Below are 24198 nucleotides of genomic sequence, written 5' to 3'. Positions count from 1 at the left end.
AGCACGACACGATGGCAAGACACTGGCGAGCCGGCGCGGCCGGCCTGGCCGTCCTCGGCCTCACCCTCACGGCCTGCGGCGGCGCGAAGGTCGGTGACTCCTCGGAGGCCGGCGGCTCGGGCAGCTCCGGCAAGTGCGGCACCTTCAACCTCGCGGTCAACCCGTGGGTGGGCTACGAGGCCGACGCGGCGGTCGTCGCGTACGTCGCCGAGCACGACCTGAAATGCAAGGTCACCAAGAAGGACCTCAAGGAGGAGATCGCCTGGCAGGGCTTCGGGACCGGCGAGGTCGACGCCGTCCTGGAGAACTGGGGCCACGACGACCTGAAGAAGAAGTACATCACCCAGCAGAAGACCGCCGTGGAGGCCGGCTCGACCGGCAACAAGGGCATCATCGGCTGGTACGTGCCGCCGTGGCTGGCCAAGGCCCACCCGGACATCACCGACTGGAAGAACCTCAACAAGTACGCCGCGAAGTTCAAGACCTCGGAGTCCGGCGGCAAGGGCCAGCTCCTGGACGGCGACCCGTCGTACGTCACCAACGACGAGGCGCTGGTGAAGAACCTGAAGCTGGACTTCAAGGTGGTGTACGCGGGCAGCGAGACCGCGCTGATCCAGGCGTACCGCAACGCCGAGAAGAACAAGCAGTGGGTGATCGGCTACTTCTACGAGCCGCAGTGGTTCCTGTCCGAGGTACCGCTGGTCAAGGTCGACCTGCCCGCGTACAAGTCGGGCTGCGACGCCGATGCGGCCAAGGTCGCCTGCGACTATCCCGTCTACGACCTCGACAAGATCGTCAGCGCGAAGTTCGCGAAGTCCGCCAGTCCTGCCTACGACCTGGTGAAGAAGTTCAACTGGACGAACGACGACCAGAACACCGTGGCCAAGTACATCGCGGTGGACAAGATGACGCCGGAGGCGGCGGCCAAGAAGTGGGTCGACGCCAACCGCGACAAGGTCGACGCCTGGGTCAAGTAAGCCCTCAGGCAGGCCGGTCGGGCAAGCCTGACCCCGAGGCCCGGTGGGCGGCGCGCGGGTGCGCGCCGCCCACCGGGCATTGCCGTTTTCCGGGTCGCTTCCCGGCCCTTCCCCGACCTTTCAGGGCCTCTTGACACCCACCGGCACGGCGGGCACATTGAGTTGCGCAGCCTGAATCGTGTTGCGTAAAAAGCAACTTAACCGGAGGTGCGGCGATGGCGGGACCCCGAGTGGTCATCATCGGAGCGGGCGTCGTCGGCGCGGCACTCGCCGACGAGATCTCCGCACGCGGCTGGACCGAGGTGACCGTGGTCGACCAGGGCCCGCTCCCGGCCACCGGGGGATCGTCCTCGCACGCCCCGGGCCTCGTCTTCCAGGCCAACTCCTCCAAGACCATGACCGAGCTGGCCCGCTACACCGTCGAGAAGTTCTGCTCGCTCGACGTCGACGGACAGCCCTGCTTCCTCCAGGTCGGCGGTCTCGAAGTGGCGACCACACCCGAGCGCGTCACCGAACTCCACCGCCGGCAGGGCTGGCTCACCTCCTGGGGCGTGGAGTCGCGGATCCTGACCGCCGACGAGTGCGTCGACACACACCCCCTGGTCAACCGCGACCGGGTCCTCGCCGGTCTCCACATCCCGACCGACGGCCTCGCCAAGGCCGTTCTCGCCGTCGAGGCGCAGATCCGCCGGGCCACCGAGCGCGGAGTGACGTTCCTGGCCCGCCACGAGGTCCTCGACGTCCTCCGGGCCGACGGGGAAGTGACGGGCGTCCGCACCGACCAGGGCGACCTGCAGGCCGACATCGTCGTGTGCTGCGCCGGCATCTGGGGCCCGAAAATCGCCCGCATGGTCGGCATGAACCTCCCGCTCACCCCGCTCGCCCACCAGCTCGCCTGGACCGGCCCGGTCCCGGCGCTCGCGGGCCAGACCGAGGAGGCGGTGCGCCCGATCCTGCGCCACCAGGACGCCGACCTCTACTACCGCGACCGCCACGACACCCTCGGCATCGGCTACTACGGCCACCGCCCCATGCCCATCACCGCCGACGAGATCCTCTCCGTCGACGAGGCCGACGGGATGCCATCGGTCCTGAAGTTCACCGAGGACGACTTCGCGGACGCCTGGACCGAGACGCAGTCCCTGCTCCCCGCCACCCGCGAGGCCAAGATCGAGGAGGCCATCAACGGCCTGTTCTCCTTCACCACCGACGGCCTGCCCCTTCTCGGCGAGTCCCCGGACGTCAAGGGATTCTGGGTCGCCGAGGCCGTCTGGGTCACCCACTCCGCCGGCGTCGGACGAGCCCTCGCCGAGTGGCTGGTCGACGGCCACTGCTCCTCCTTCGACCTCCACGAGTGCGACGTCAACCGCTTCGAGCCGCACCAGCTCGCCCCGGAGTACGTACTGGCCCGCGACTGCCAGAACTTCGCGGAGGTCTACGACATCCTGCACCCGCTGCAGCCGTCCGGTGACCCGCGTCCGCTCCGCACCAGCCCCTTCTACGCCCGCCAGCAGGAGCTGGGCGCCTTCTTCCTGGAGGCGAACGGCTGGGAGCGGCCGCACTGGTACGAGGCCAACGCGGGCCTGGTGGAAGGCCGTTCGATCGTCACCCCCAACGACTGGGCCGCGCGGTACTGGTCACCGATCGTCGGTGCCGAGGCCCAGGCCACCCGCGAGACCGTCGCGATGTACGACATGACGGCCCTCAAGCGCCTGGAGGTGAGCGGGCGGGGAGCGGCCGACTTCCTGGAGCGGCTGTGCACCGGCAAGGTCGCCAAGTCCGTCGGCTCGGTGACGTACACCTTGCTGCTGGACCACGACGGAGGCATTCGCAGCGACATCACCGTCGCACGGCTGGCCCCCGACCTCTTCCAGGTCGGTGCCAACGGCAACCTCGACCTCGACTGGTTCACCCGCCACCTCCCCGCCGACGGCACGGTCCAGGTCCGTGACATCACCCCCGGTACCTGCTGTATCGGCCTGTGGGGACCGCTCGCCCGGGACGTCCTCCAGCCGCTCACGGACGAGGACTTCTCGGCCGCGGGCCTGAAGTACTTCCGCGCCAAGCGTGCTTACATCGGGTCCGTCCCGGTGACGGCCATGCGCCTTTCCTACGTCGGTGAGCTCGGCTGGGAGCTGTACACCACCGCCGACCAGGGCCTGAAGCTGTGGGACACGCTGTGGCGGGCCGCCCGCCCGCTGGGCGGTATCGCCGCCGGCCGGGGCGCCTTCAACACCCTCCGCCTGGAGAAGGGCTACCGCTCCTTCGGCACCGACATGACCTACGAGCACGATCCGTACGAGGCCGGGGTCGGCTTCGCCGTCAAGGCCGACAAGGAGGACTTCGTCGGGAAGGCGGCACTGGAGCGACGCAGGGCCGACGTGCGGCGCAAGCTGACCTGCCTGACGATCGAGGACCCGCGGGCCGTCGTCATGGGCAAGGAGCCGGTGTACGACGGGCAGAGCCCGGTCGGTCACGTCACCAGCGCGGCCTTCGGCCACACGATCGGCAAGGGCATCGCGTACGCCTGGCTGCCCGCGGAGCTCGCCGTGGCCGGCCGTGCGCTGCACATCGGTTACTTCGACCAGCGCGTGGAGGCGGTCGTGGCCGAGGAGCCGCTGTTCGACCCGACGATGTCCCGCCTTCGGGGGTGAGCGGGTCATAGCCACGGTCCCGGGCGCCCCCGACGCCCGGTGTCAGCCCAAGTAGCCGAGCCGGTGGCTGAGTTCGTCGGCGCCCTCGATCAGCACCGGTGCCAGCTCGTGCATCCGCTCCTCGGTGAGACGGAAGGCGGGGCCCGAGACGGTGAGGGCGGCGACGACCTTGCCGTCGCCGGAACGAACCGGCGCTGCCATGGCGTTGAGACCCTCCTCGTACTCCTCGACCGTCAGGGCGTAGCCCTGCTCGCGGACCCGGACCAGCTCCGCCTCCAGCTTCTGCCGCGAGGTCAGCGTGCGGGCGGTCATCCGGTCGAGCCCGGCCGCGGCGACGAGCTCGTCCCGGCGCTGCTCCGTGAGATGCGCGAGCAGGACCTTGCCGCTCGAGGTGCAGTGCATCGGCGTCAGCCGGCCGACCCAGTTCTGCGCGGTGATGGCGGACCGGCCGCGCACCTGGTCGAGGTTGATCACATGGTGGGACTCCAGGACCGCGATGTTCATCGTCTCGCCCAGTTTGTCGGCGAGGCGCTCGCAGATCCCGCGGCCGTGCTTGGTGACGTCGATGCGCCCGGTGACCGCACCGGCCAGCCGCACGATGCCGAAGCCGAGGCGGTACTTCCCGCGCTCGCCCTCCTGCTCCACCATCCCGTGCGCCTCCAGCGCGCCCAGCAGACGGAACGCGGTGGACTTGTGGACGTCGATCGCCTCGGCCACTTCACTGACGCCTGCCTCACCACGCTGGGCGAGGATCTCCAGCACGGTGACAGCCCGGTCGACGGACTGCACACCGCCGCTCGACGTGCCCCCGGGCTCGGAACCGTTGCTGCTCATGGCGGAACTCTATGCGAGCAGGTCAACAGCCGTCGGACCGGTCGCCCTCGGGCAGGCCGGGCGCCCGCTGCGCACGCTTGTGTGACCGGTCACACGCATGTGAGGATGGTGACTGGTCACATGGCGGGCGTGCCGGAAGGGGAAAGTGTGTTGACCGCAGCCGTCGGAACACTCGAGAGATCCCGCCTGTGGTCGCACCCGGAGCTCAGGCTGCACGCCCTCCTGGACGCCACGGGCTCGGTCCGGCTGGGGGCGCCCGACCAGGACTGGGCCGGTCTGGTCCCCCTCGTCGAGGTCACCGCCACCGGGCACGGACGCCTGTGGTCGGGAGAGCGCTTCATCGAGACCGCGATCGGCGACCGCCTGACCTACCGCGACCACGAGACGGTCCGGGCGGGGGGCAGGGAGCGTACGACGATCCGGCTCGCGGACCCGGATACCGGCCTGGTCGCCGAGGTGGTGCTGGAGACCGCTCCGGGTGCCGGTTTCCTGCGCTCGCAGGTGCGTCTGGTCAACGAGGGCAGCACACCCCTCCGGCTGGAGAGCGTGAGCACCCTGACCGTCGGCGGCATCACCGACGCGGGCGGCGGTCTGGACGGACTGACCCTGCACTGGGCGGACAACGACTGGCTCGCCGAGTGCCGTTGGCGCAACGCCTCCTTCCGTGACCAGGTCGTCCCACTGAACCGGTCCGCGCACGGTCACGAGGGGCGCGGCTGCTTCGAGCGCTCCTCGCAAGGGAGTTGGTCCACCGGCCGGCACCTGCCGATGGGGGCGCTCACCGACCTCTCCGGCCGCGCCTGGCTGTGGCAGATCGAGTCCAGCGCGGGGTGGCGCTTCGAGACCGGCGAACGCGAAGGCGCCGCCTACGTCGCCCTGTTCGGCCCCGACGACGCCCACCACCAGTGGCAGCACACCCTCGCGCCCGGCGAGGACTTCCACACCGTTCCCGCCGTCCTCGTCCGCGCCGAGACGGGCGGCCTCGACGCCGCCTTCGGTGAACTCACCGACTACCGCAGGCAGATCCGCCGCGACCACCCCGACCACCGCGCCCTGCCGGTGATCTACAACGACTACATGAACACCCTCATGGGCGACCCGACCACCGACAAGCTCCTGCCTCTCATCGAGGCTGCGGGGACGGCCGGCGCCGAGGTCTTCGTCATCGACGCCGGGTGGTACGACGACGACGCCCAGGGCTGGTGGGACGCCGTCGGCGCGTGGCAGCCCGCCCGGGGCCGTTTCCCCGGCGGCATCCAGGAGGTGCTGGACGCGATCCGGGGGCACGGCATGGTCCCGGGGCTGTGGCTGGAGCCCGAAGTCGTGGGCGTGCGCAGCCCGTTGGCCGACACCCTGCCGCCCGAGGCGTTCTTTAGGCGCGGCGGCCTGCGCGTGACGGAACACGGCCGGTACCACCTGGACCTGCGCCACCCCGCCGCCCGGGCCCACCTCGACGCCGTCGTGGACCGGCTGGTCGGAGAGTGGGGCGTCGGGTACCTCAAGCTCGACTACAACATCAACATCGGACCCGGCACGGAGAACGGCCCGGAGAGTCCCGGCGCCGGTCTGCTGGGCCACCACCGCGCCCACCTCGACTGGATGTCCGCCCTCCTGGACCGGCATCCCGGCCTGGTCCTGGAGAACTGCGGCTCCGGTGGTCTGCGCATGGACTACGCCCAACTCGCCGTCACCCAGCTCCAGTCCACCAGCGACCAGCAGGACCTGCTGCGCTACCCGCCCATCGCCGCGGCCGCCGCCACCGCCGTGGCCCCCGAACAGGCTGCGGTGTGGGCCTACCCGCAGCCCGACCACACCCCCGACCGGATCGCGTTCACGCTCACCGGCGCTCTGCTGGGCCGGATCCACCTCTCCGGCTTCCTCGACCGCATGAACGACGAGCAGTTCGAGCTCGTCCGCTCCGCGATCCGGGTGTACAAGGACATCCGGCCGGAGATCGCCGACGCCCGTCCCGTCTGGCCGCTGGGCCTGCCGGACTGGGAGGACGCCTGGATCGCCCACGGGCTGCGGGGCCGCGATGCGACGCTCGTCGCGGTGTGGCGACGGGAGCGGGCCGGCGCTCCGGAGAGCCGTACGCTCACGCTGGCCCACCTGCGGGGCGTCGAGTCGCGGCCGGAGGTGCTCCAGCCCACGACGGCCGACGCCACGGTGGAGTGGGACGCGGCCGAGGGGAAGCTCACCGTCGGCTTGCCGCGCACCGACACGGCCGTACTCCTCAGGCTGGCCGCGACCGCCTGACCGCGACCGCCTGAAAAGCCCGGTTCGGGCTCGTGGCTTTCGGGGCCGGTATGACTCGATGCCCCTGTCCTTGATGATCCGGGGGGGCACATCGGACGGGTCGGCGAAGGCCCCCGCGGGGGTCAGTCGGCGGCACGCGCTGAGCCTGGTCGGTACCGCGGGGGCGGGCGCCGCCGTCACCCCGTCGCTCGGAGCGGGAACGGCAAAGGCCGCCCCCGCCCCTCATCTCACCGCCGACTCCTCCGGCACGGCCCTGGACGGCCACACCGGGTGACCGCTTCTCGCCCGAGGTCGGACGGTGTGGCGGCACATCGTCGACTGCGTAGGATTCGAGGTGCCGGACTTCGGGAGACATCAATGACGCCAGTGGGAGGACAGGGCCAGAGCCCCGGCGCGCCACGCGCCGTGGATGTGGCCAGGCTGGCCGGTGTTTCGCAGAAGACGGTCTCGCGGGTCTTCAACGGTGAGCGGTACGTGTCCGCCGATGTACGAGGGCGGGTGCTCCGAGCCGCGGAGGAACTCGGCTACCGGCTGAACGGCGCGGCCCGTGCCCTGGCCTCGGGACGTACCCGTTCGATCGGCGTCGTCGCGCTCGGAACCGCCCTGTACGGCCCCGCCTCCCTGCTCATCGGCATCGAGCGGGCCGCCCGGGACGCGGGATACGCGCTCCGGGTGGTCAACACGCAGGAGGGCGATCCGGCGGGTGTCGCGGGGGCCGTGGAGTCGCTCCTCGAACAGGGCGTGGACGGCATCGTCGTGTCCGAACCGATCGACGAGGGTTCGGCGCCGCTCAGGGCCGGCGTCCCGGTCCTGGTCCTCGGCGCGCCCGCGACGTTCGGGGGCCCGCGCGCGGTGGCGGCAGGCGTCGGTGCCGAGTCACTGGCGCGAGCGGCCACCGAACACCTGCTGGAGCTCGGGCATGTGACGGTCCATCACCTGGCCGGTCCGCAAAGGTGGTTCGCTGCCCGGGACCGTCTCCAGGGCTGGCGGGCGGCGCTCGCCGCACGGAACAGGGAACAGCCGCCCGTCATCGAGGGCGACTGGTCGGCCTCGTCCGGCTACACGGCGGGCCACGAACTCGCCGCCGCCGGTGATGTCACCGCGGTGTTCGCCGCCAACGACGACATGGCCGTCGGCCTGATCCGCGCACTGCTGGAAGCGGGCCTGCGCGTGCCGGAGGACGTGAGTGTCGTCGGCTTCGACGACATCCCCGTCTCCGCCTATGTCACCCCACCGCTGACCACCGTGCGCCAGCCGTTCGACGCCGTGGCCCGGGAAGGGCTGCGGCTCCTGGTGCAGGCCATCGAGAAACCGGACGCCGAGCCGGCACCGGCGAGCGACCCACCGGTCGAGCTCGTCGTACGCGCGTCGACGGCGCCCCCGCCGACGGGCGGGTGGCATCCGTCCTCCGGTTCGCGCGGCGCGTCCGACGCGTCGCCGACCGCCACCGACTGAGCGACCGGAGAGGTGTCCCTCCCGCTGGACAAGCGGGGAGGCCGCGGCGGCCATCCGGATGGGGATGGCCGCCGCGGCCAGTGGGTCGAACCTTGTCAGGAGGGCCGGCACCGGCGGCGCCCGATGGCGCCGCCGGTGGTGATCACCTCTCCCGCGAGTACGGCGCCACGGTGATGCGGTCGATCAGCGGCGCGTACCGGGATCGGAGCAGCACCCCGGGGAAGGTGTCCGAGGCGTAGGTCGTACCGTCGAAGTTCGGCAGTTCCTCGGAGCGGAAGGCGATCGTGTTCTGTCCCTTCTTCAGGGTGACGGGGACGGTCAGCTCCCAGAAGTTGTCCTGGTGGAAGCTGTGCGGGAAGCCGACGCGCCGCGTCTCCCCGCCGTTGACGGTGATGTCGGCGTGGCGGGCCAGCGGGTCCGGGTTGTAGTGGGTGGCCTCGGACTGCTCCGGGTTGGAGTAGCGGACGCGCAGCGCGTACAGACCGGCCGGGTCCGCGGCGACGGTGAACGTCGCGGTGTTGCCGTTGCCCGGCTCGCCGCCGATGCCGGTGATCGCCGTGCCGTCGGTGGCCAGGGGCAGCGGGGTGAGGGTGGCCGAGCCCGCGAGCACCGCGTCCTGGGCCTCGTACGTACGGGCTTTCAGCGCGCCCTCGGTCGGTGTGACCGTCAGACGGTCGACGAGCGTGGCCGACGAACCGCCCGTCAGCGTCACCTTGTTGACACCGCCGGAGAGGGAGACCGCGACGCTGCTCCTGCCCTTGGCCAGGCGCCGGACGTCGTGTCCGTTGACGGAGAGCCGTGCGCCGGCGCCGTCGAGGGTGTCGACCTCGAGCGTGGCCTCACGGTCGGCGGGGGAGTACACCCAGAACGTGGCGGTCTGGCCCTTGGCGAGCCGGGCCGCGCCCGAGCCGGTGGCCGCCCGCTCGGGCAGGGTGTAGACGGGCTGTGCCCCGCCGCTCAGCCAGGCCAGTTCGCCCTCGTGGACCTGGGTGCCGGCCGAGGCCCCGGGAAGGGCGAGGGTGAGGCGGTCGACGATGGCGTCACCCTTCGTCGCCCGCTTGCCGTCCAGGCTCTTCGCCGCGAGCGTCAGGGTGTGCTTGCCCTTGGTGAGCTTCACCTTGGTGTCGGTGTGGTCCCACACCACCCACTTGTAGCCGAGCGGCAGATACAGCTGCTGCTCGCTGCCGGCCTGGCCGTCCACGCGCAGGAAGACATTGGTGGGCCCCTGCTCCTTCACCTTGTCGAAGGTGTTGAGGGAGTTGGCGAAGACGCTCAGGTCGTAGGTGCCGTCCTCGGGCACGTCCACCGTGAAGTCGAGCGTGACATCCGAGCCGGTGCGCAGACCGCCCACGTCGTAGCCGCCGGAGGTGTAGAACTTCGACACGTCGGAGGTGGAACCCTCCGGGCCGTTCTTCGAGTAGCCGGACCCGGTGTGGGCCGCGTCCTCCGCCTCGTACGAGCCCTGCCAACGCACCGGCGGGGACTGGGTGTTCGCCGCCTTCCCGGCCGGGCTGAGGACGATCTCGTACGCCGAGGACTCCTTCAGCTTCGGCAGCGCGCCGTCACCGAAGTCGACGGTGACCGTGCCGTCGTCCGCGACCTTCAGGTTCGTCTCCGTGAGCAGCTTCGGGCCGGAGGAGTCGCCCACCTGCCCGCTCCACTCGATCTCCCGCACCCAGGCGTGCACACGGTCACCGAAGAGCTTCTTCGGGACGTTCGAGAAGGTGATGTGGCCCTTGCCCGTGGAGCCGCCGAAGAGCAGCCGGGCCTGCTTCTTCTTCTGGTCCACCGTGGCCACGCCCTGCATGGTGTAGTTCTCGCCGGGGAACGGCGGGGTCACCGCCACCGTGTGCCCGCTCATCGAGGCATAGGAATGGAGCAGCCACCACTGGCCGTTGCCGCGGTTGGACTGCACCGCGGAGTCGGAGAGGTTGCCGTCGATGTTCCAGTACGCGATGTCGGCGTCCACCTTGGACTCCTCGATCGCGGAGACCCACTGGATCATCTGGCCGGGGACGGAGGTGTGGTAGTTGAAGGCGTACTCGTTGATGTTGACGGGGAGTCGGGTGCCCTCGCGGTCGGTGCCCTTGAACAACTCCTTCTCCCACACCCGGTACTTGGCGACGCTCGCGCGCACCGCCTCCGGGTGGCTCAGCTCGTGCCAGGTGATGACGTCCGGGAGGGTGCCTGCGGCCAGGGCATGGGTGAGGAATCCCTTCACCTGGTCATAGAGGATGCTGGTGTTGGGACCGGCGATACGGGCGTCCGGCATCTTGGTCTTGATGAGCTTGTACGCGGAGTCCCAGGCGGCGAAGTAGTCGTCGGGGTCGCTCAGCCAGCTGACCTTGTTGTAGCTCCACTGGCCGGTGCCGAACATGTTGCCCTCGGGCTCGTTGAACGGCACGAAGACGATGTTGTCCTGGTACTGCTTCGGCAGCTGGAGCACCTGGTCGACCTGCTTGGCGATCTTCTCCTCGTAGAGCCTGAGCTTCTCCGCTGGGGTGTCGCCCGGCCACTCGTACGGGAAGCCGCGGTGGATGTCGGTCATGTAGATGTACACGTCGCCGTCGGTGGAGTCGGCGAGCGGCTTGACCACGTCCAGCGCGTCGGCGCCGGGGTGCTGCGGACCGTCCTGCGCCTTGGTGGAGACCGTGCGCAGGCCCATGCCCTCGATGAGGTTGTTGGTGGGGACGTCCGGTCCGTACACGCCGTAGAGGGTGCCGGAGGCGCCGCCGTGGAAGGCGCCGGTGTCCGAGCCGAGGTCGACGGCGAGCTGCCCCTCGCGGACCACGGTGACGTTCGCCCGCACCGCGCGTCCCGCCGCCGTTCCGGCCACGGTGAAGGTCCCGGGCTCGGCGTACTTCTCGGGCGGTACGGCGTCCCAGGTGACAGGAGTGTCGCGGTCGTAACCGTCGGAGAAGCCGGCGCGGACGGCCGCCGGGAGGGCCGGGGCGGTCCCGTCGGTCGTACGGACGTCGAAGGACGTCTTCGAGAGCTCCTGGAGGGTCGGTACGGCGCCGACCAGGCCGGCCACCTGCTCGGCGGTGAGCGCCGAGTGCCACACGGTGAAGTCGTCGACGGCGCCCTTGAGCAGCGGGTCCGGGTAGAGGGACTTGCCTATGTAGCCGGCGGCGGTCGCCGAACCGCTCAGCAGGTCCTTGGCCTTGATGGCGGTCGCGGCGGAGGAGACCGCCACCCCGTCGAGGTAGGTGGTGAGCCGGCCGGCGCTGGTGTCGAGGGTGACGGTGACCGTCCGCCACGCGTCCGCGGGCAGCGCCGCGTAGCCGCGGACCTGGGTCTCCGCGCCGCCTCCGCCGGTGGTCACGGAGGTCTGGAACAGCCCGCTGCCGTTGTACGGCGTGCTGAAGAGGTACTTGGTGGTGTCGGTGCCCAGGTCGAAGATCCGCTGCCAGGACGACTTGTCGCCGCTCCACTTCACCCGGGCGGAGACCGTCAAGTCGGTGGCGTCGCCGACCACTTCGCGGGGCAGACGGACGTAGGCGCCGTCGGAGGTGGGGGCCCCGCCGGGCAGGGCCAGCGCCTTGCCGCCGTCCGTGCCCGCCACGGACTGGGCCGTCGAGCCGTTCACCAGGCTCGCCGTCAGGCCGTTGCCGGAACTGTCGGTGATGTTTCCGGAGGCGAGGTCGTCCTGGTCGAAGGTGTAGCGGGCGGCGGGCCCGGGCGCCTCGGCCGCGTGCGCGGAGACGGCGGGCGCGGCCAGCAGGCCCGCGCCGAGGGCCAGCGCCATGGCGGCCGGCGCGCGGCGGCGCGTGGATCTGTCAGCGGATGACATGGATACGTCCTCAATCGTCGAGTAACGGGTTCCGTCGGCCCGTCTCAGTCGCCGTCGGATCGGTTCGATCCAGGCAGGTGCAGGGGGAGGGCGCGTGCAGGGGGATGCGGGTGCGGCGGCTCTGTGACGGTAGGTGCGAGAGAGTCGCCCTGGGCGACTGTGTCGAACCGGTTCGGCGAAGCTAGCACCGGGGCATCGGGCCAGCAATCCCTTCGACACGGGGATCTCGCCGTCTCTTCCCCCCTCAGCGAATACGTTCAGGGTATTGACAGGCGTCGGGGCAGTTCCTACGTTCACTTCCACGCGAACCGGTTCGACAAGCCGGTCGCCCGTCCCAAGGAGTCGCCGTGAACATCGGTGAGATCGCCCGGCGGGCCGGTGTCTCGCGCAGCACCGTGTCCTACGCACTGAGCGGCAAGCGCCCGGTGTCGGAGGACACGCGCCGGAAGATCCAGCAGGTCGTCGACGAACTGGGCTACCAGCCCAGCGCCAGCGCCCGCGCCCTGGCCAACGGGCGGACCAGCACCATCGGCCTGGTCTTTCCGCCGGCCGGAAACCACTACACGGGGATGCAGCTGGACTTCATCGGCAGCGTGGTGGAAGCCGCCGCGGCCTACGACTACGACGTGCTGCTGTCGCCCAGCGGCATGGACAGTGACCGTTCCTTCCAGCGGCTGCTGGGGGAGCGCAGGGTCGACGGCGCGATCCTGATGGAGATCAGGCTGGAGGACGACCGGGCCGATCACCTGGCCGCGCTCGGCTTCCCCTCCGTCGCCATCGGCCGCACCGCCCACCCGGAGGACGGCTGGTACGTCGGCCTGGACCACACCGCGCTGGCGGCGGCCTGCGTCCATCACCTCGCGGACCTCGGCCACCGCCGAGTCGCCTTCGTCAACCGGCCCGAACAACTCCTGAGGACCGGGTACGAGTCCGCCCACCGCGGACTGGACGGCTTCACGAAGGCCGCGGCCGAACGCGGGCTGACGGTGCGGACGTACTGCTGCGGGGACGACGCCGCCGCGGGCCAGGCCTGCGTGGAACGGATCCTGCACGACGACCCGGACACCACGGCCCTGGTCACCCTGAACGAGGCCGCGCTGGGCGGCCTCTACCGGGGGCTCGCCCACGCGGGCCGCCATGTGCCGCGCGACTTCTCCATCACCGGGATCGTCGCCAACCGCTGGGCGGAGACGGTGACCCCGCAGCTCACCGCGGCGGACGTACCGGCGGCCGAGATGGGCCGGCTCGCCGTCGACCTGCTGGTGGAGCGGCTGGACCACTCCGACGCGCCGCCCCGGCAGCACCTGCTCGTCCCACCGATCTCGCTGCGGGCCAGCACCGGGCCCGCGGGGCCTCCGCGGGCCGACACGACGGCCTGATCGCCCCCCCCGGAACCACTCGTCACACCGCCGCACGTCCGAACACCACGGCGCTGCTCGCGGTGCCCCCGTCTCCGCGCGCCCCCCTGCCGCGGCACCCGCATGCCACAAACCGAAGGAACCCACCATGAACAGCTTCGCCAGACGGCGCCGTCCGACCGCCGCAGTCCTGATCTCCCTGGCCGTCGCCACCGGCGTCACCGCCTGCGGCTCCGGCTCCGGCAGCAGCGGCACCAAGGGCGCCGACAGCGGCACGTACACGATCTGGGACCCCTACCCGCAGTTCGCCAAGGGTTCGGCCTGGACGAACCTGCTGGACAAGTGCGGCACCGAGGCGGGCGTGAAGGTCAAGCGGACCGGCTTCGACACCAGTGACCTGACGAACAAGGCCCTGCTGGCGGCCCAGCAGGGCAACTCCCCGGACATCCTCATCGTCGACAATCCGGTCGTCTCGACCCTGGCCGAGGCGGGCGTCCTCACCACGACCGACGACAACAAGCTGGACACCTCGAAGGTGGACCCCAACCTCCTCGCGGCCGGCCAGTCGGGCGGCAAGACCTACGGCACCCCGATCGGCGCCAACACCCTCGCCCTCTACTACAACAAGAAGGTCCTGAAGGAAGCCGGCGTGGACATCGCCTCGGTGAAGGACTGGGCGTCCCTGACGGCGGCGCTGGAGAAGGTGAAGAAGGCCGGCAAGAAGGGCATCACCTTCTCCGCGATCGGCACCGAGGAGGGCAGCTTCCAGTTCCTGCCGTGGTTCTGGGGCGCGGGCGCGAAGCTGACCCAACTCGACTCCGCCCAGGGCGAGTCGGCGCTCTCCCTGTGGAAGGACTGGCTCAAGGGCGGCTACGCCCCCAACTCGGTCATCAACAACACCCAGACGACCAGCTGGCAGGAGTTCGCGACCGGCGACTACGCCTTCGCCGAGAACGGCACCTGGCAGCTCGCCAACGCCAAGAAGGCCGGCTTCGAGTACGGCGTGCTCCCGATACCCGGCGCTTCCGGCGGCAGCGCCGCCGCCCCGACCGGCGGTGAGTTCGTCACCCTCCCGGTACAGGACGACACCGGCCGCTACACCACCTCCCAGAAGCTGGCGACCTGCCTGACCAGCACCCAGAACCTGTACGACACCGACACCACCCTGTCCTACGTGGCCCCCACCAGCGAGGTCCAGGACAAGCAGGTGGCCGCGAACGCGGAGCTGAAGCCCTGGGTCGACGCGGTCAAGGCCGCCAAGGGACGCACCAGCGACGACCTGGGCACCAAGTACCCCAAGATCTCCGAGCAGATGTGGAAGGCCGTCCAGTCCGCCCTCAGCGGCTCGAAGTCCCCGAAGGACGCGCTGACCGACGCCCAGTCCGCCGTCAAGTGAGCACATCCCGGGGCCAGTTGATGAGCCATACGACACAAGTGCCGCGCCCGCGGACCGACTCCAAGGGCGCGGCCCCCGAGGTGCGGCGCCGTCCCGTCTCCCCGCAGTGGGCCGCCTGGGCCTTCCTCGCCCCGGTGACCCTCTACCTCGTCCTGTTCTACGCCTACCCGCTGTACCGCAACCTCGACCTGAGCCTGCGCCACTACACCGTGCGCTCGTTCGTGCAGGGCGATGCGCCCTTCACCGGCCTGGCGAACTACCGCACGGTCTTCGACGACCCGACCTTCGCCCCGGCCCTGCTCCACACCGTGGTGTTCACCGGCGTGTGCCTGGTCTTCCAGTACAGCATCGGCCTGGCGCTGGCGGTCTTCTTCAACCAGCACTTCCGGCTCTCCGCCACCCTGAGGGCCCTGTTCCTGGTGCCGTGGCTGCTGCCGCTGATCGTGTCGGCCTCGACCTGGTCGTGGATGCTCAACAGCGACTCCGGCATCGTCAACGCCGTCCTGCACGCCATCGGGATCGGCCCGGTGAACTGGCTGACCTCGCCGTCCTGGTCGCTGACCTCGGTGATCATCGCGAACATCTGGATCGGCGTCCCCTTCAACCTGGTCGTCCTCTACAGCGGCCTGCAGTCCATCCCCGGCAGCCTGTACGAGGCGGCCGCCCTCGACGGCGCGGGCCCCTGGCGGCGCTTCTGGAGCATCACCTTCCCGCTGCTGCGCCCGGTCTCCGCCATCACCCTGCTGCTGGGCCTGGTCTACACCCTCAAGGTCTTCGACATCATCTGGATCATGACCAAGGGCGGCCCGGCCGACTCGTCCACCACCTTCGCCACCTGGTCCTACCAACTCGGCTTCGGCAACCTGCTGCCCGCCTTCGGACCCGGCGCCGCCGTCGGCAACCTCCTCGTCGTCGCCGCCCTGGTCTTCGGCCTGATCTACCTGAAGGTCCAGCGAAAGCAGGCGCTGTCATGAGAACACGCCTGAAGACCGCCCTCGGCCTGCTGCTGACCGCGATCATGCTCTTCCCGGTGTACTGGATGCTCAACGTGTCCCTCACCCGCGACCAGGACATGCGCAAGAGCCCACCGGACCTGTTCCCCGCCCACGCCACCCTGGCCGGCTACCGGGCCGTCCTCGACCAGCAGTTGCCCTACCTCGGCACCAGCCTCGTCATCGGCCTGGGCACCGTCGCCCTGACCGTGGCGCTGGCCGCCCCCGCCGGCTACGCGCTGGCCAAACTCCGCCCGCGCGGCGGCGGAATCATGAGCTTCGTCCTGCTGGCCGCCCAGATGATCCCCGGCATCATCATGGCGATGGGCTTCTACGCCATCTACCTCCAACTCGGCCTGCTCCAGACCGTCCCCGGCCTCATCGTCGCCGACTCCACCCTGGCCGTCCCCTTCGCCGTCCTCATCTTCACCGCGTTCATGTCCGGCATCCCCGGCGAACTCCTCCAGGCCGCGAAAACGGACGGCGCGGGGCCCCTGCGCACCTTCTGGTCCATCGTCCTGCCGATGAGCCGCAACGCCGTCGTCACGGTGTCCCTGTTCGCCTTCCTGTGGTCCTGGTCCGACTTCATCTTCGCCAGCACCCTGGTCAACGGCGGCGCCCACGAGCCGATCACCCTCGGCATCTACCACTACATCGGCAACAACAACCAGCAGTGGAACGCCATCATGGCCACCGCCGTCGTCGCCTCCCTGCCCGCCGCGGTCATCCTCGTCCTCGCCCAGCGCTACGTCGCCGCAGGCGTGACCGCGGGTGCCGTCAAGGACTGACCTCCGCGGCGCAGCCCTCCCCCTGACGATCCCTGCTCGAGAAACGAGTGCCCCTTCATGACCGCCGACCGCCCCGGCCCGGCCTTCTCCGTCCACGACATCCCGTTCAGCACCTACGGATCCTGGTTCGGCATCTCGCCCGTGGTGGCGGAGAAGACGTACGCCGAGGACCTCCACCTCGTCTCCCACCAGAACGGCATGCACGCCGTCCTGAGCCTCGTGCCGCTCGACCCCGTGACCGGCGAGCGGGCCGAGACCCGCGTCGAGGCGACACCGGGCCTGCTCAGCTGGACGGGCGCGGCCGGACGCATCGACCTCAGCTACGAGTCACCCGACACCGTACGACTGCGCGGTGCGGGCGCGCCGCTGCGGATCTCGGCGGCGGCCCGGACGCTGACCCCGTTCAGCGGCACGTACTTCTACCGCGAACCGGCCGCCGACGCCTACGTGTTCACGTCGTACGAGACCGGACGGCGGTACCGCGTGTCGGTACTCTCCGGCACGGTGGCCGACGTCTTCGGCAGCCAGGCCCTGGGCAGCGCCGACCGCGGTGTCACCGTCGCCGACGCGGACGGCGGATGGGAGATCGCGGTCGAGGAACTCGACACCGCCCGCTCTCCCTACGTGTCGACGGCGGCCTTCGGCAAGGTCGTCGAGGCCGCGCGGAACTCCTTCGCGGACTTCGTCGACACCGTGGCCCCCTGGCGTTCGGCCGCCACCCCGGCCGCCGAACTCGCCGCCTACGTCCTGTGGTCGGCGACCGTACGCCCGGCCGGTCTGGTCACCCGACCCGGAGTCCTGATGTCCAAGCACTGGATGGACAAGGTGTGGAGCTGGGACCACTGCTTCAACGCCCTTGCCCTGGCCCCCGGTTGCCCCGAACTGGCCCGGGACCAGTTCCAGCTGCCCTTCGACCACCAGGACGAGACCGGGGCGCTGCCCGACTCGGTCACCCACTCCGAGGTGCTCCACAACTTCGTCAAACCGCCCATCCACGGCTGGGCGTTCGGCCATCTGCGGCGACTTCTGCCCACGCCTCCCGACCACGCGGAACTGACCAGTACGTACGACCGGCTGGAACGCTGGACGGAGTTCTGGCTCACCGCCCGCCGTGCCCCCGGCGCGGCCCTGCCGCACTACCAGCACGGCAACGACAGCGGCTGGGACAACGCCACCACCTTCGATCCCGAACGCGTGGTCGTCACCGCGGACCTGGCCGCCTTCCTCACCCTCCAGCTGCGTGAACTCGCCGACCTGGCAGCACATTTGGAGAGACCGGACGATGCCCGGCGGTGGACGCGGGCCGCCGAGGAGACGCAGCAGGCGATGCTCGACCAGCTCTGGACGGGCGACCGGTTCGTCGCCCGGGGCGTCGACAGCGGCGACACCTGGGGCACCTCCAGCCTGCTCGATCTGATGCCCATCGTGCTGGGCGAGCATCTGCCGCCCGAGATCGGCGAGGTGCTGGCCGGCCGTATCGAGGCCCATCTGACCCCGTACGGCCTGGCCACCGAGCTGCCGGCCTCGCCGCACTACCTCGCCGACGGCTACTGGCGCGGCCCGATCTGGGCCCCCGCCACGGTCCTCGTCGAGGACGGCCTGCGGCGCGGTGGCCACCACCGGCTGGCGGACGAGATCAGCGCCCGCTTCCGCGTCCTGTGCGAGGAGCACGGCTTCGCGGAGAACTTCGACGCCCTGACCGGCACGGGCCTGCGCGACCGCGCCTACACGTGGACGGCCGCCGCCTACCTCCTCCTCGCCGAAGCACACGCGCAGCGACAGGGCCGGTGAGACCGGTCAGACCGTAGTGACCTCGACGAGTTCGGGATCGACCTGCCGGACACGCCCACCTACTTCCGGCCCCACCCCGATCCGCACCGACGTCGGCGTCCAGCCCGCCGAATCCGAGGAGGTGCTCTCCACCCCGCTCGGCGGCGACCGGGAGTTCCGTGGCATTCGCCCGCCCAGGCGCTGACGGACGGACGCCGCCGGCGACCTCGCGCGGGTGCGGTGCCCGTCCCGGCGGGACCATGCTCAGTCGAGGACCGCGGTGGCCTCGATCTCGACCAGGTGGTCGGGGACGTCCAGGGCGGCGACGCCCAGCAGCGTGGCCGGCGGGACCGGGGTGACTCCCAGTCGCGCGGCCGCCCGGGACATTCCCTCCAGAAGGAGGGGCATCTTGTCGGGCGTCCAGTCGACGACGTGGACGGTCAGTTTCGCCACGTCGTCGAAGGAACCGCCGGCTTCGGCCAGGGCCGTGCCGATGTTGAGGTAGCACTGCTCGACCTGTGCGGCGAGGTCGCCCTCACCGATCGTGCGGCCGTCGGCGTCCCAGGCGACCTGTCCGGCGACGAAGACCAGCTTCGTACCGGTCGCGATCGACACCTGCCGGTAGACATCGATCTCCGGCAGTCCGCCGGGATTCAGCAAGGTGATGGCCATTTTCTGCGCCTCCATGGTCCGGGCACCATGAGCCCGTGGTCTCCAGTGGTTACTGGGGAACCGTAGGAGAGTGGCCGCTGACATGGAAGAACGCACTTTTCAGTGACTGGGGAACCCGATGGTGACCGAGCAGCTCACCGGCCTTCCCTGGGACGGCGTGCTCGGGGCGCGGCCGTCCGCTCGTGACCCTGGACTCGGCTGTCCGGACGGCGCCTTCCGCTGGTACGGCCGGCCTTCCCGCCGATGCGGGCCGGTTGGAGGGTGGCCCCCGTGCTCGCGGCCGGCTGCACGGTCGTACTGAAGCCGTCGGAGAACTCACCGCTGTCGGCGCTGCTGCTCGGCCTCCGGGACCCCGAGGCCGCGTACGCGAACCTCACCGAGGGTCTGCGACTGGCCGGCCGACACGGTCGACACCACCCGCCTGCACGGCGATCCGGCCGAGGCCTGCATGCACCTGGGCCGTACCGACGAGGCGTTGCGGCACCTGACGCGTTCGGCGGAGGCGGACCTGCGCCGCGGCAGCCGGATCGACGCGTTCTGCACCTGCAGCAACGCGGCCCAGCTCAGCCTCGACCTGGGCCGCGTCGAGGACTGCATCGCCCTGCTCGACTCCCTGCTGGCCGGAACCGGACGTCGCAGCAGGCGAGTTGGACGACCACCTCGCCGCGAACCGCGCCTGACCCGGGCCCGCGCACTGCGCGCGGAGGAAGACCTCGAGGCCGCCACGGCGGAGTTCGCCGCGCTCGCGGCCGAGTCGGCCGGCTGGGACGACGACCCGGGCAGCCACGCCATGATCGCCGCGGAGACGGCCGTACTCCTCGGCGGGTCCGGCGAGTTCGGCCCGGCCCGTGAGGCCGCGGACCAGGCGATCGCCGCCCATGCCCGGGACCCGCGCTACGAGCTGCTCAGCAACTCCCCTGCGCGAACTCGCCCGCCTCCAGGCCCAGCAGCAAGGGCACCGAGGGTCTGGCCGACGCCCTCGCCTTCCTCACCGACGCCGACCGGATCGCCGACGAGGCCCGCGCTCGTACGCGCCGGCGTAGGCGTTGACGCGCTGTGTTCGTAGGCCAGGGCGCTGTCCAGGGAGCAGCCGCGGGCCTCGTACCCGGCGACCGAGCCGCTGACCTCCCTGGCGGCCCGGTTGCGCGACGAGGAGTGACGCGACGGATGACCATCTGGGTGGCCATTTCGTGGGTCGAGCGGAGCACCGTCCCATAACCTCGTGCAGGGAGACGTCGGAAGCCGTCGTATAGGGAGCCGTTGTATTCGTCGAGGAGGCGATAGTGCTCGGAAAGGGCACGTGGTTGCTCGTGGGTGCCCTGGTTTTGGCCTGGATGGTGCTCTCCGGACCCAGTGCGCCCAGCGGCGCCCTCGACGCCAGGTCGCTGCCCGACGAAGCCGTCCGGGACGTCGTACCGAACCGGGTCGTGACGTGGAACCTCTGCAACCCCTGCGAGACGGGCAATGACGACCGGGCGGCGGAGATCGCCACGTTCGCGCCGCAGGTCATCGGTCTGCAGGAAGCGTGCGTGGGTGACGTCGAGAAGATCCGGGAGTATCTGGAGAACCTTCACGGGCTCGTCTACCACGTCGAGTACGGGCCGGTTCTGCAGAGTTGGGGCCGTTGCGGGGGAGCGCCCTGGAACCCGGGGGGCTACGGCGAGGCCATCCTCTCGGCGGCACCGATGACCGACGTCGTCACCGAGGAATATCCCGACGGCGGCTCCGAGGACCGTGGGTACATGGCGGTCACCACCACGGTGGGCGGCCGCCAGGTCCGGGTCTTCAACACCCACCTCGCCGAACGACGTCAGGAGGCGGTCCGGGCGGACCAGGTCGGCGTACTCGCCAAAGAAGTCGCCCGGCACGACCGCGCGATCGTCATCGGCGACTTCAACGCGGTGCCGGACGCCTCCGAACTCACCAGGATGTGGGCCCTGGCCAAGGACGCGGACCCGCAGTGCCACCCCTCGCCGACCGGCTCCTGCGAGCCGACCACCGACTGGCAGAGCAAGTTCGACTACGTGTTCCTGCGAGGCTACGTCCCGATCGAGCAACGCGTGCATCCGAACCCGGTCTCGGACCACCACCTGGTGTACGCCGACCTGGACCCGACTCCGCGCCGCTGACCCGCGTCAAGCGTGGCACGGTAGGGCGTGGACTGCTCCCGGCGGATGTGCTGGCCCGCCCAGTGCTACGGCGAGGTGGGCAGGTGCGGGGAGCGGAGTACGAGCAGGGTGATCTCGCTGGGGGCGAAGACGCGGAACGGCGGGCCCCAGAAGCCGGTGCCGCGGCTGGTGTAGAGGAGGGTGCGGGCGCCGTGGTGGGTGAGGCCGGCGAGGGCGGGCTGGTCGATGCGGACCAGGTGGTGGAAGGGCCAGATCTGCCCGCCGTGGGTGTGGCCGGAGAGTTGGAGGTCGACGCCGGCGGCTGCCGCCCGGTCGACGAACTTGGGCTGGTGCGCCAGGAGCAGGACGGGCAGGTCGGGGTCGGCGCCGTTCAACGCTCCGGCGAGGTGGGCGCGGTGGCCGGCCAGGCCGGAGGACTCGGCGGTGACGTCATCCACGCCGGCGACCACAAGGGTGTCGCCGCCGCGTTCGAGCAGCAGATGACGGTTGCGCAGCGGCTCCCAGCCCAGCTCGTCCATCAGGTCGACCCAGCCCTGGGCCTCGCTGTAGTACTCGTGGTTTCCGGTGACGTAGACCCGGGCCCGGGTGGCTCGCACGGTGCCGAGCGGAGCGGCTTGGGCGCGGCGGCGTTCGGCCGTGCCGTCCGCGATGTCGCCGGTGTGGCAGACCAGGTCGGCTTCCAGCGTGTTCACCGTCTCGCAGACCCGCGCCGACCAGCGGGCGCGGTCGAGCGGGCCGTAGTGGGTGTCGGTGATGAGGACGACGCGGGTGCCGTCCAACCCTGCGCCCAGCCGTGGGAGTTGCACGTCGAGTCGGCGCACGCGCGGCACGCGGCGGGCTTCGGCGTACCCCCAGGCGAGCAGGACGGCGGTTGTGCCGAGGACGGCCCAGGTGACGATTCTGGCCCGGTCCTGGCCCTCGCCGACGCCGGCCACGGTCAGGGCGAGCCGCAACGGGATACCGAGCAGAAGGGACCAGGTGAACAGGACCCAGCTGCTGCCCAGCAGGGTGTCACCGAGGACGGCCGCCCGGTCCTGCTGGCGCCGGCCGTGGCCGCGCATCATCGCGAGCGGCATACCGACGAGGCCGAGGGCGAACAGGGCGGTGCCGGCCAGCGTGACGGGCAGCGGCCAGTGCTGGCCGGTGTGCAGGAGCACCCAGCAGGGCACGGCCCACAGCAGGACGGGGGCGATCAGGGGCAGGTAGCGCATCAGGCGGAGCAGCCGGCTCTGCCGCGGAGCTTGCGCTTCGCTGTCGACGGGTCGGGTGTTGCTGGTGTCGGTCACGCTTCCCCTCCTGACCAGGCTGCCGTCTCGCGCACTGTATCCGGTAGCCCTCGGGCCGACCGGACCGGCGTTCACCGAAGCCTGGCCTTGTCGCGTGACCCAGGCGGGCTCGGCCTTCCGCCGAGCCCGCCACAACGTCAGCGCTGCAGGGTCAGCAGACCCGGACGGTAGGGCAGGAGGCCGTAGTCACCGCCGGAGTTGGGGCTGCGCCCCTGGTAGAGCAACTGCAGATGGCAGGGATCGACGGTCATGGTCTGATCGGCGCCGGTGCGGATCAGTTCGCCATGGCTGATGTCGTTGGTCCAGGTGGCGCCGCTGTTGGCCTTGCCGGCGAAGGGATTGCTCTCGGTCGCGGCCTGGGGTGTCCATGAGCCGTTCAGACTGGTGGCCGTGAACGAGCGGAAGTAGCGGCCCTGCGAGCCGATCGCCTCGACGATCATGAGGTAGCGGTTCTGGCCCTGCAGCTTGTAGACCTGCGGGGCTTCGAACAGGTTGTTCGTCGTATCGCTCATGATCACTGTCGAGGTCGTGCCGAAGCTGCCCGGGAAGTTCCCGATCGGCATGCTGGCTCGGTAGATCTTGCCGTTGTCACCGGCGAAGAACAGGTACATGTTCGTCCCGTCACCGATGAGCGTCTGGTCGATCGGTCCGGTTCCGGAACCGGAGATGCTTCCGGAGAACAGCACCTGCGGGGATGACCAGCCATTCGGGTTGGTGGGGTCGCTCGACGTCCGGTAGGAGAAGGCGGTCCCGCCCCACTGGTAGGCGAGCACCCAGATGTTCTTCGGCGCGAAGTAGAAGAGCGTGGGCGCGACGGTGGAGGACGACATCGTGTTCTGACTGGCCGAGGCCATCTCCGACCAATTGGTGAACAGGCCGAAGTTCATCGAACCCCAGCTCGTCCCCGTGTCGTGCGTCGTCGCATAGACGAGTTGCCTGCCGTTGTAAGGAACGACGGTGAAGTCCTTGAGCGAGACCCATCCCGGCTTGGGCTGTGCCAGCGCGCCCGTTGATGTCCAGCGATAGGCCGACGGAAGATCGCACGTGCCGGGGGTGTCGGCGACGACCTTGACGAGCTGCCACTGCTGGTTGGTTCCGCCCCAGTCGTCGTACTGGACGATGTTCGCGCTGTCGGCGGTGGAGGCGCCCTGCACTTCGAGCGCCTTGTTGCTGTGGCGCGAGATGAGCCTCACGTAGCCGTCCGAGCTGTCGGCCAGCCGCCACTGCTGGTTGGTGGCGTTCAGGTCGCTCCACTGGACGATCGCGCCGCCGTTCGCCGTGGACCAGTTGTAGACGTCCAGCACCTTGCCCGAGTGGCGGGACTTGATGCGGTAGTAGCCGCCCCCGGCATCGACGAACTGCCACTGCTGCTGTGCCTGATCGTTCCTGGACCACTGGGTGATGCGGGCGCCGTCGTCGGTCGCCAGGTTGTAGACGTCCAGGGCCTTGCCGCTGTTGCGGTTGACCAGCACATACGAGGCGCTGGGGTCTACGGTCGCCGCGCCGGCGGGCTGGGCGCCGAGGAAGGTGGCCACGAGCAGCAAGGGCGCAAGGACGGCGAGTAAGTGTCTGAGACGGACCGGGGACGGGGGGCGAAACCACATCAGAGGGCCTCCTTTGGGGGCCAGGACGATCTCGAAAGTTTCGAAGAAATCCCGGATGCTTCGACGCCACAAGCTAGAAATGTGAGGCTCTCTGGTCAAGGTCTGGCGCCGATGTGTCCACAAACAGCGCTTGACCCGGCTCGCCGTGATTCCGAATGTTTCGGACAAGAACCGGAAACTTTTTCTGCGGCGAGTATTGACGATGCATCGTCAACGCCTCAATCATCCCATGAC

16 protein-coding genes and 1 pseudogene are annotated in these 24198 nt (G+C 70.2%); 12 read left to right on the top strand and 5 right to left on the bottom strand.

The window, feature by feature from the left end; translation table 11 throughout:
• Window positions 1–11 precede the first annotated feature (11 nt).
• Window positions 12–977, top strand: a complete 966-nt coding sequence (locus QF027_RS07465; RefSeq protein ID WP_307073568.1) for an ABC transporter substrate-binding protein — start codon at window positions 12–14, stop codon at window positions 975–977.
• 215 nt (window positions 978–1192) lie between these two features.
• The gene (locus tag QF027_RS07460) at window positions 1193–3631 is read left to right on the top strand and encodes a GcvT family protein (protein ID WP_307073566.1); all 2439 of its coding nucleotides are present in this window, start codon (window positions 1193–1195) and stop codon (window positions 3629–3631) included.
• Window positions 3632–3673: 42 nt separating this feature from the next.
• Here the strand turns inward: QF027_RS07460 and QF027_RS07455 are convergent, their stop codons facing one another.
• On the bottom strand, window positions 3674–4465 hold the full coding sequence (locus tag QF027_RS07455) for an IclR family transcriptional regulator (RefSeq protein ID WP_306984966.1): 792 nt from the start codon (window positions 4463–4465) through the stop codon (window positions 3674–3676).
• Between the two features lie 150 nt (window positions 4466–4615).
• Here QF027_RS07455 and QF027_RS07450 point away from each other — a divergent pair, with 150 nt between their 5' ends.
• From QF027_RS07450 to QF027_RS07440, 3 genes are all read left to right on the top strand, one after another.
• The gene (locus tag QF027_RS07450; protein ID WP_307073564.1) at window positions 4616–6721 is read left to right on the top strand and encodes an alpha-galactosidase; all 2106 of its coding nucleotides are present in this window, start codon (window positions 4616–4618) and stop codon (window positions 6719–6721) included.
• 58 nt (window positions 6722–6779) lie between these two features.
• Window positions 6780–6995, top strand: coding sequence for a hypothetical protein (locus QF027_RS07445; RefSeq protein ID WP_307073562.1), 216 nt, complete (start codon window positions 6780–6782; stop codon window positions 6993–6995).
• 83 nt (window positions 6996–7078) lie between these two features.
• Window positions 7079–8176: a LacI family DNA-binding transcriptional regulator gene (locus QF027_RS07440; protein ID WP_306984970.1), complete on the top strand. Its 1098-nt coding sequence runs from the start codon at window positions 7079–7081 to the stop codon at window positions 8174–8176.
• Window positions 8177–8318: 142 nt separating this feature from the next.
• Here QF027_RS07440 and QF027_RS07435 read toward each other — a convergent pair whose 3' ends face one another.
• Window positions 8319–11924 (bottom strand): LamG-like jellyroll fold domain-containing protein, encoded by a 3606-nt coding sequence (locus QF027_RS07435; RefSeq protein ID WP_307082314.1) that lies wholly within the window; start codon window positions 11922–11924, stop codon window positions 8319–8321.
• Window positions 11925–12316: 392 nt separating this feature from the next.
• Between QF027_RS07435 and QF027_RS07430 the strand changes: the two genes are divergently transcribed.
• From QF027_RS07430 to QF027_RS07410, 5 genes are all read left to right on the top strand, one after another.
• Window positions 12317–13348 (top strand): LacI family DNA-binding transcriptional regulator, encoded by a 1032-nt coding sequence (locus QF027_RS07430; RefSeq protein ID WP_307073560.1) that lies wholly within the window; start codon window positions 12317–12319, stop codon window positions 13346–13348.
• A 127-nt stretch (window positions 13349–13475) separates the two neighbouring features.
• A complete protein-coding gene (locus QF027_RS07425; RefSeq protein ID WP_306984973.1) occupies window positions 13476–14723 on the top strand; it encodes a sugar ABC transporter substrate-binding protein in 1248 nt (415 codons plus the stop codon).
• 20 nt (window positions 14724–14743) lie between these two features.
• Complete coding sequence (locus QF027_RS07420; RefSeq protein WP_307073558.1) at window positions 14744–15697, top strand: carbohydrate ABC transporter permease; 954 nt, start codon at window positions 14744–14746, stop codon at window positions 15695–15697.
• Window positions 15694–16503, top strand: coding sequence for a carbohydrate ABC transporter permease (locus QF027_RS07415; protein WP_307073556.1), 810 nt, complete (start codon window positions 15694–15696; stop codon window positions 16501–16503). Before QF027_RS07420 ends, QF027_RS07415 begins: the two co-directional genes overlap by 4 nt.
• A 57-nt stretch (window positions 16504–16560) precedes the next feature.
• Window positions 16561–18294: an amylo-alpha-1,6-glucosidase gene (locus QF027_RS07410; protein ID WP_307073554.1), complete on the top strand. Its 1734-nt coding sequence runs from the start codon at window positions 16561–16563 to the stop codon at window positions 18292–18294.
• 243 nt (window positions 18295–18537) lie between these two features.
• Here QF027_RS07410 and QF027_RS07405 read toward each other — a convergent pair whose 3' ends face one another.
• Complete coding sequence (locus QF027_RS07405) at window positions 18538–18945, bottom strand: RidA family protein (RefSeq protein WP_306984980.1); 408 nt, start codon at window positions 18943–18945, stop codon at window positions 18538–18540.
• A 243-nt stretch (window positions 18946–19188) separates the two neighbouring features.
• On the opposite strand from QF027_RS07405, the pseudogene QF027_RS07395 reads away from it, so the two are divergent.
• A pseudogene (locus QF027_RS07395) lies at window positions 19189–19971 on the top strand (aldehyde dehydrogenase family protein); the annotation flags it as partial.
• Between the two features lie 254 nt (window positions 19972–20225).
• Window positions 20226–21074 carry an endonuclease/exonuclease/phosphatase family protein gene (locus QF027_RS07390; protein WP_306986785.1) on the top strand — a complete coding sequence of 283 codons (849 nt, stop codon included), beginning with the start codon at window positions 20226–20228 and terminating at the stop codon, window positions 21072–21074.
• A 65-nt stretch (window positions 21075–21139) separates the two neighbouring features.
• Here the strand turns inward: QF027_RS07390 and QF027_RS07385 are convergent, their stop codons facing one another.
• Together QF027_RS07385 and QF027_RS07380 are read right to left on the bottom strand one after the other, a co-directional pair.
• The gene (locus tag QF027_RS07385) at window positions 21140–22360 is read right to left on the bottom strand and encodes a metallophosphoesterase (protein WP_307073550.1); all 1221 of its coding nucleotides are present in this window, start codon (window positions 22358–22360) and stop codon (window positions 21140–21142) included.
• Window positions 22361–22497: 137 nt separating this feature from the next.
• Complete coding sequence (locus QF027_RS07380; protein ID WP_307073547.1) at window positions 22498–23964, bottom strand: non-reducing end alpha-L-arabinofuranosidase family hydrolase; 1467 nt, start codon at window positions 23962–23964, stop codon at window positions 22498–22500.
• Between the last annotated feature and the right edge of the window lie 234 nt (window positions 23965–24198).

Origin of the sequence: Streptomyces canus (assembly GCF_030816965.1) — a bacterium.
GTDB classification, from domain to species: domain Bacteria; phylum Actinomycetota; class Actinomycetes; order Streptomycetales; family Streptomycetaceae; genus Streptomyces; species Streptomyces canus_E.
This window is presented reverse-complemented; position numbering and strand designations above follow the sequence as displayed.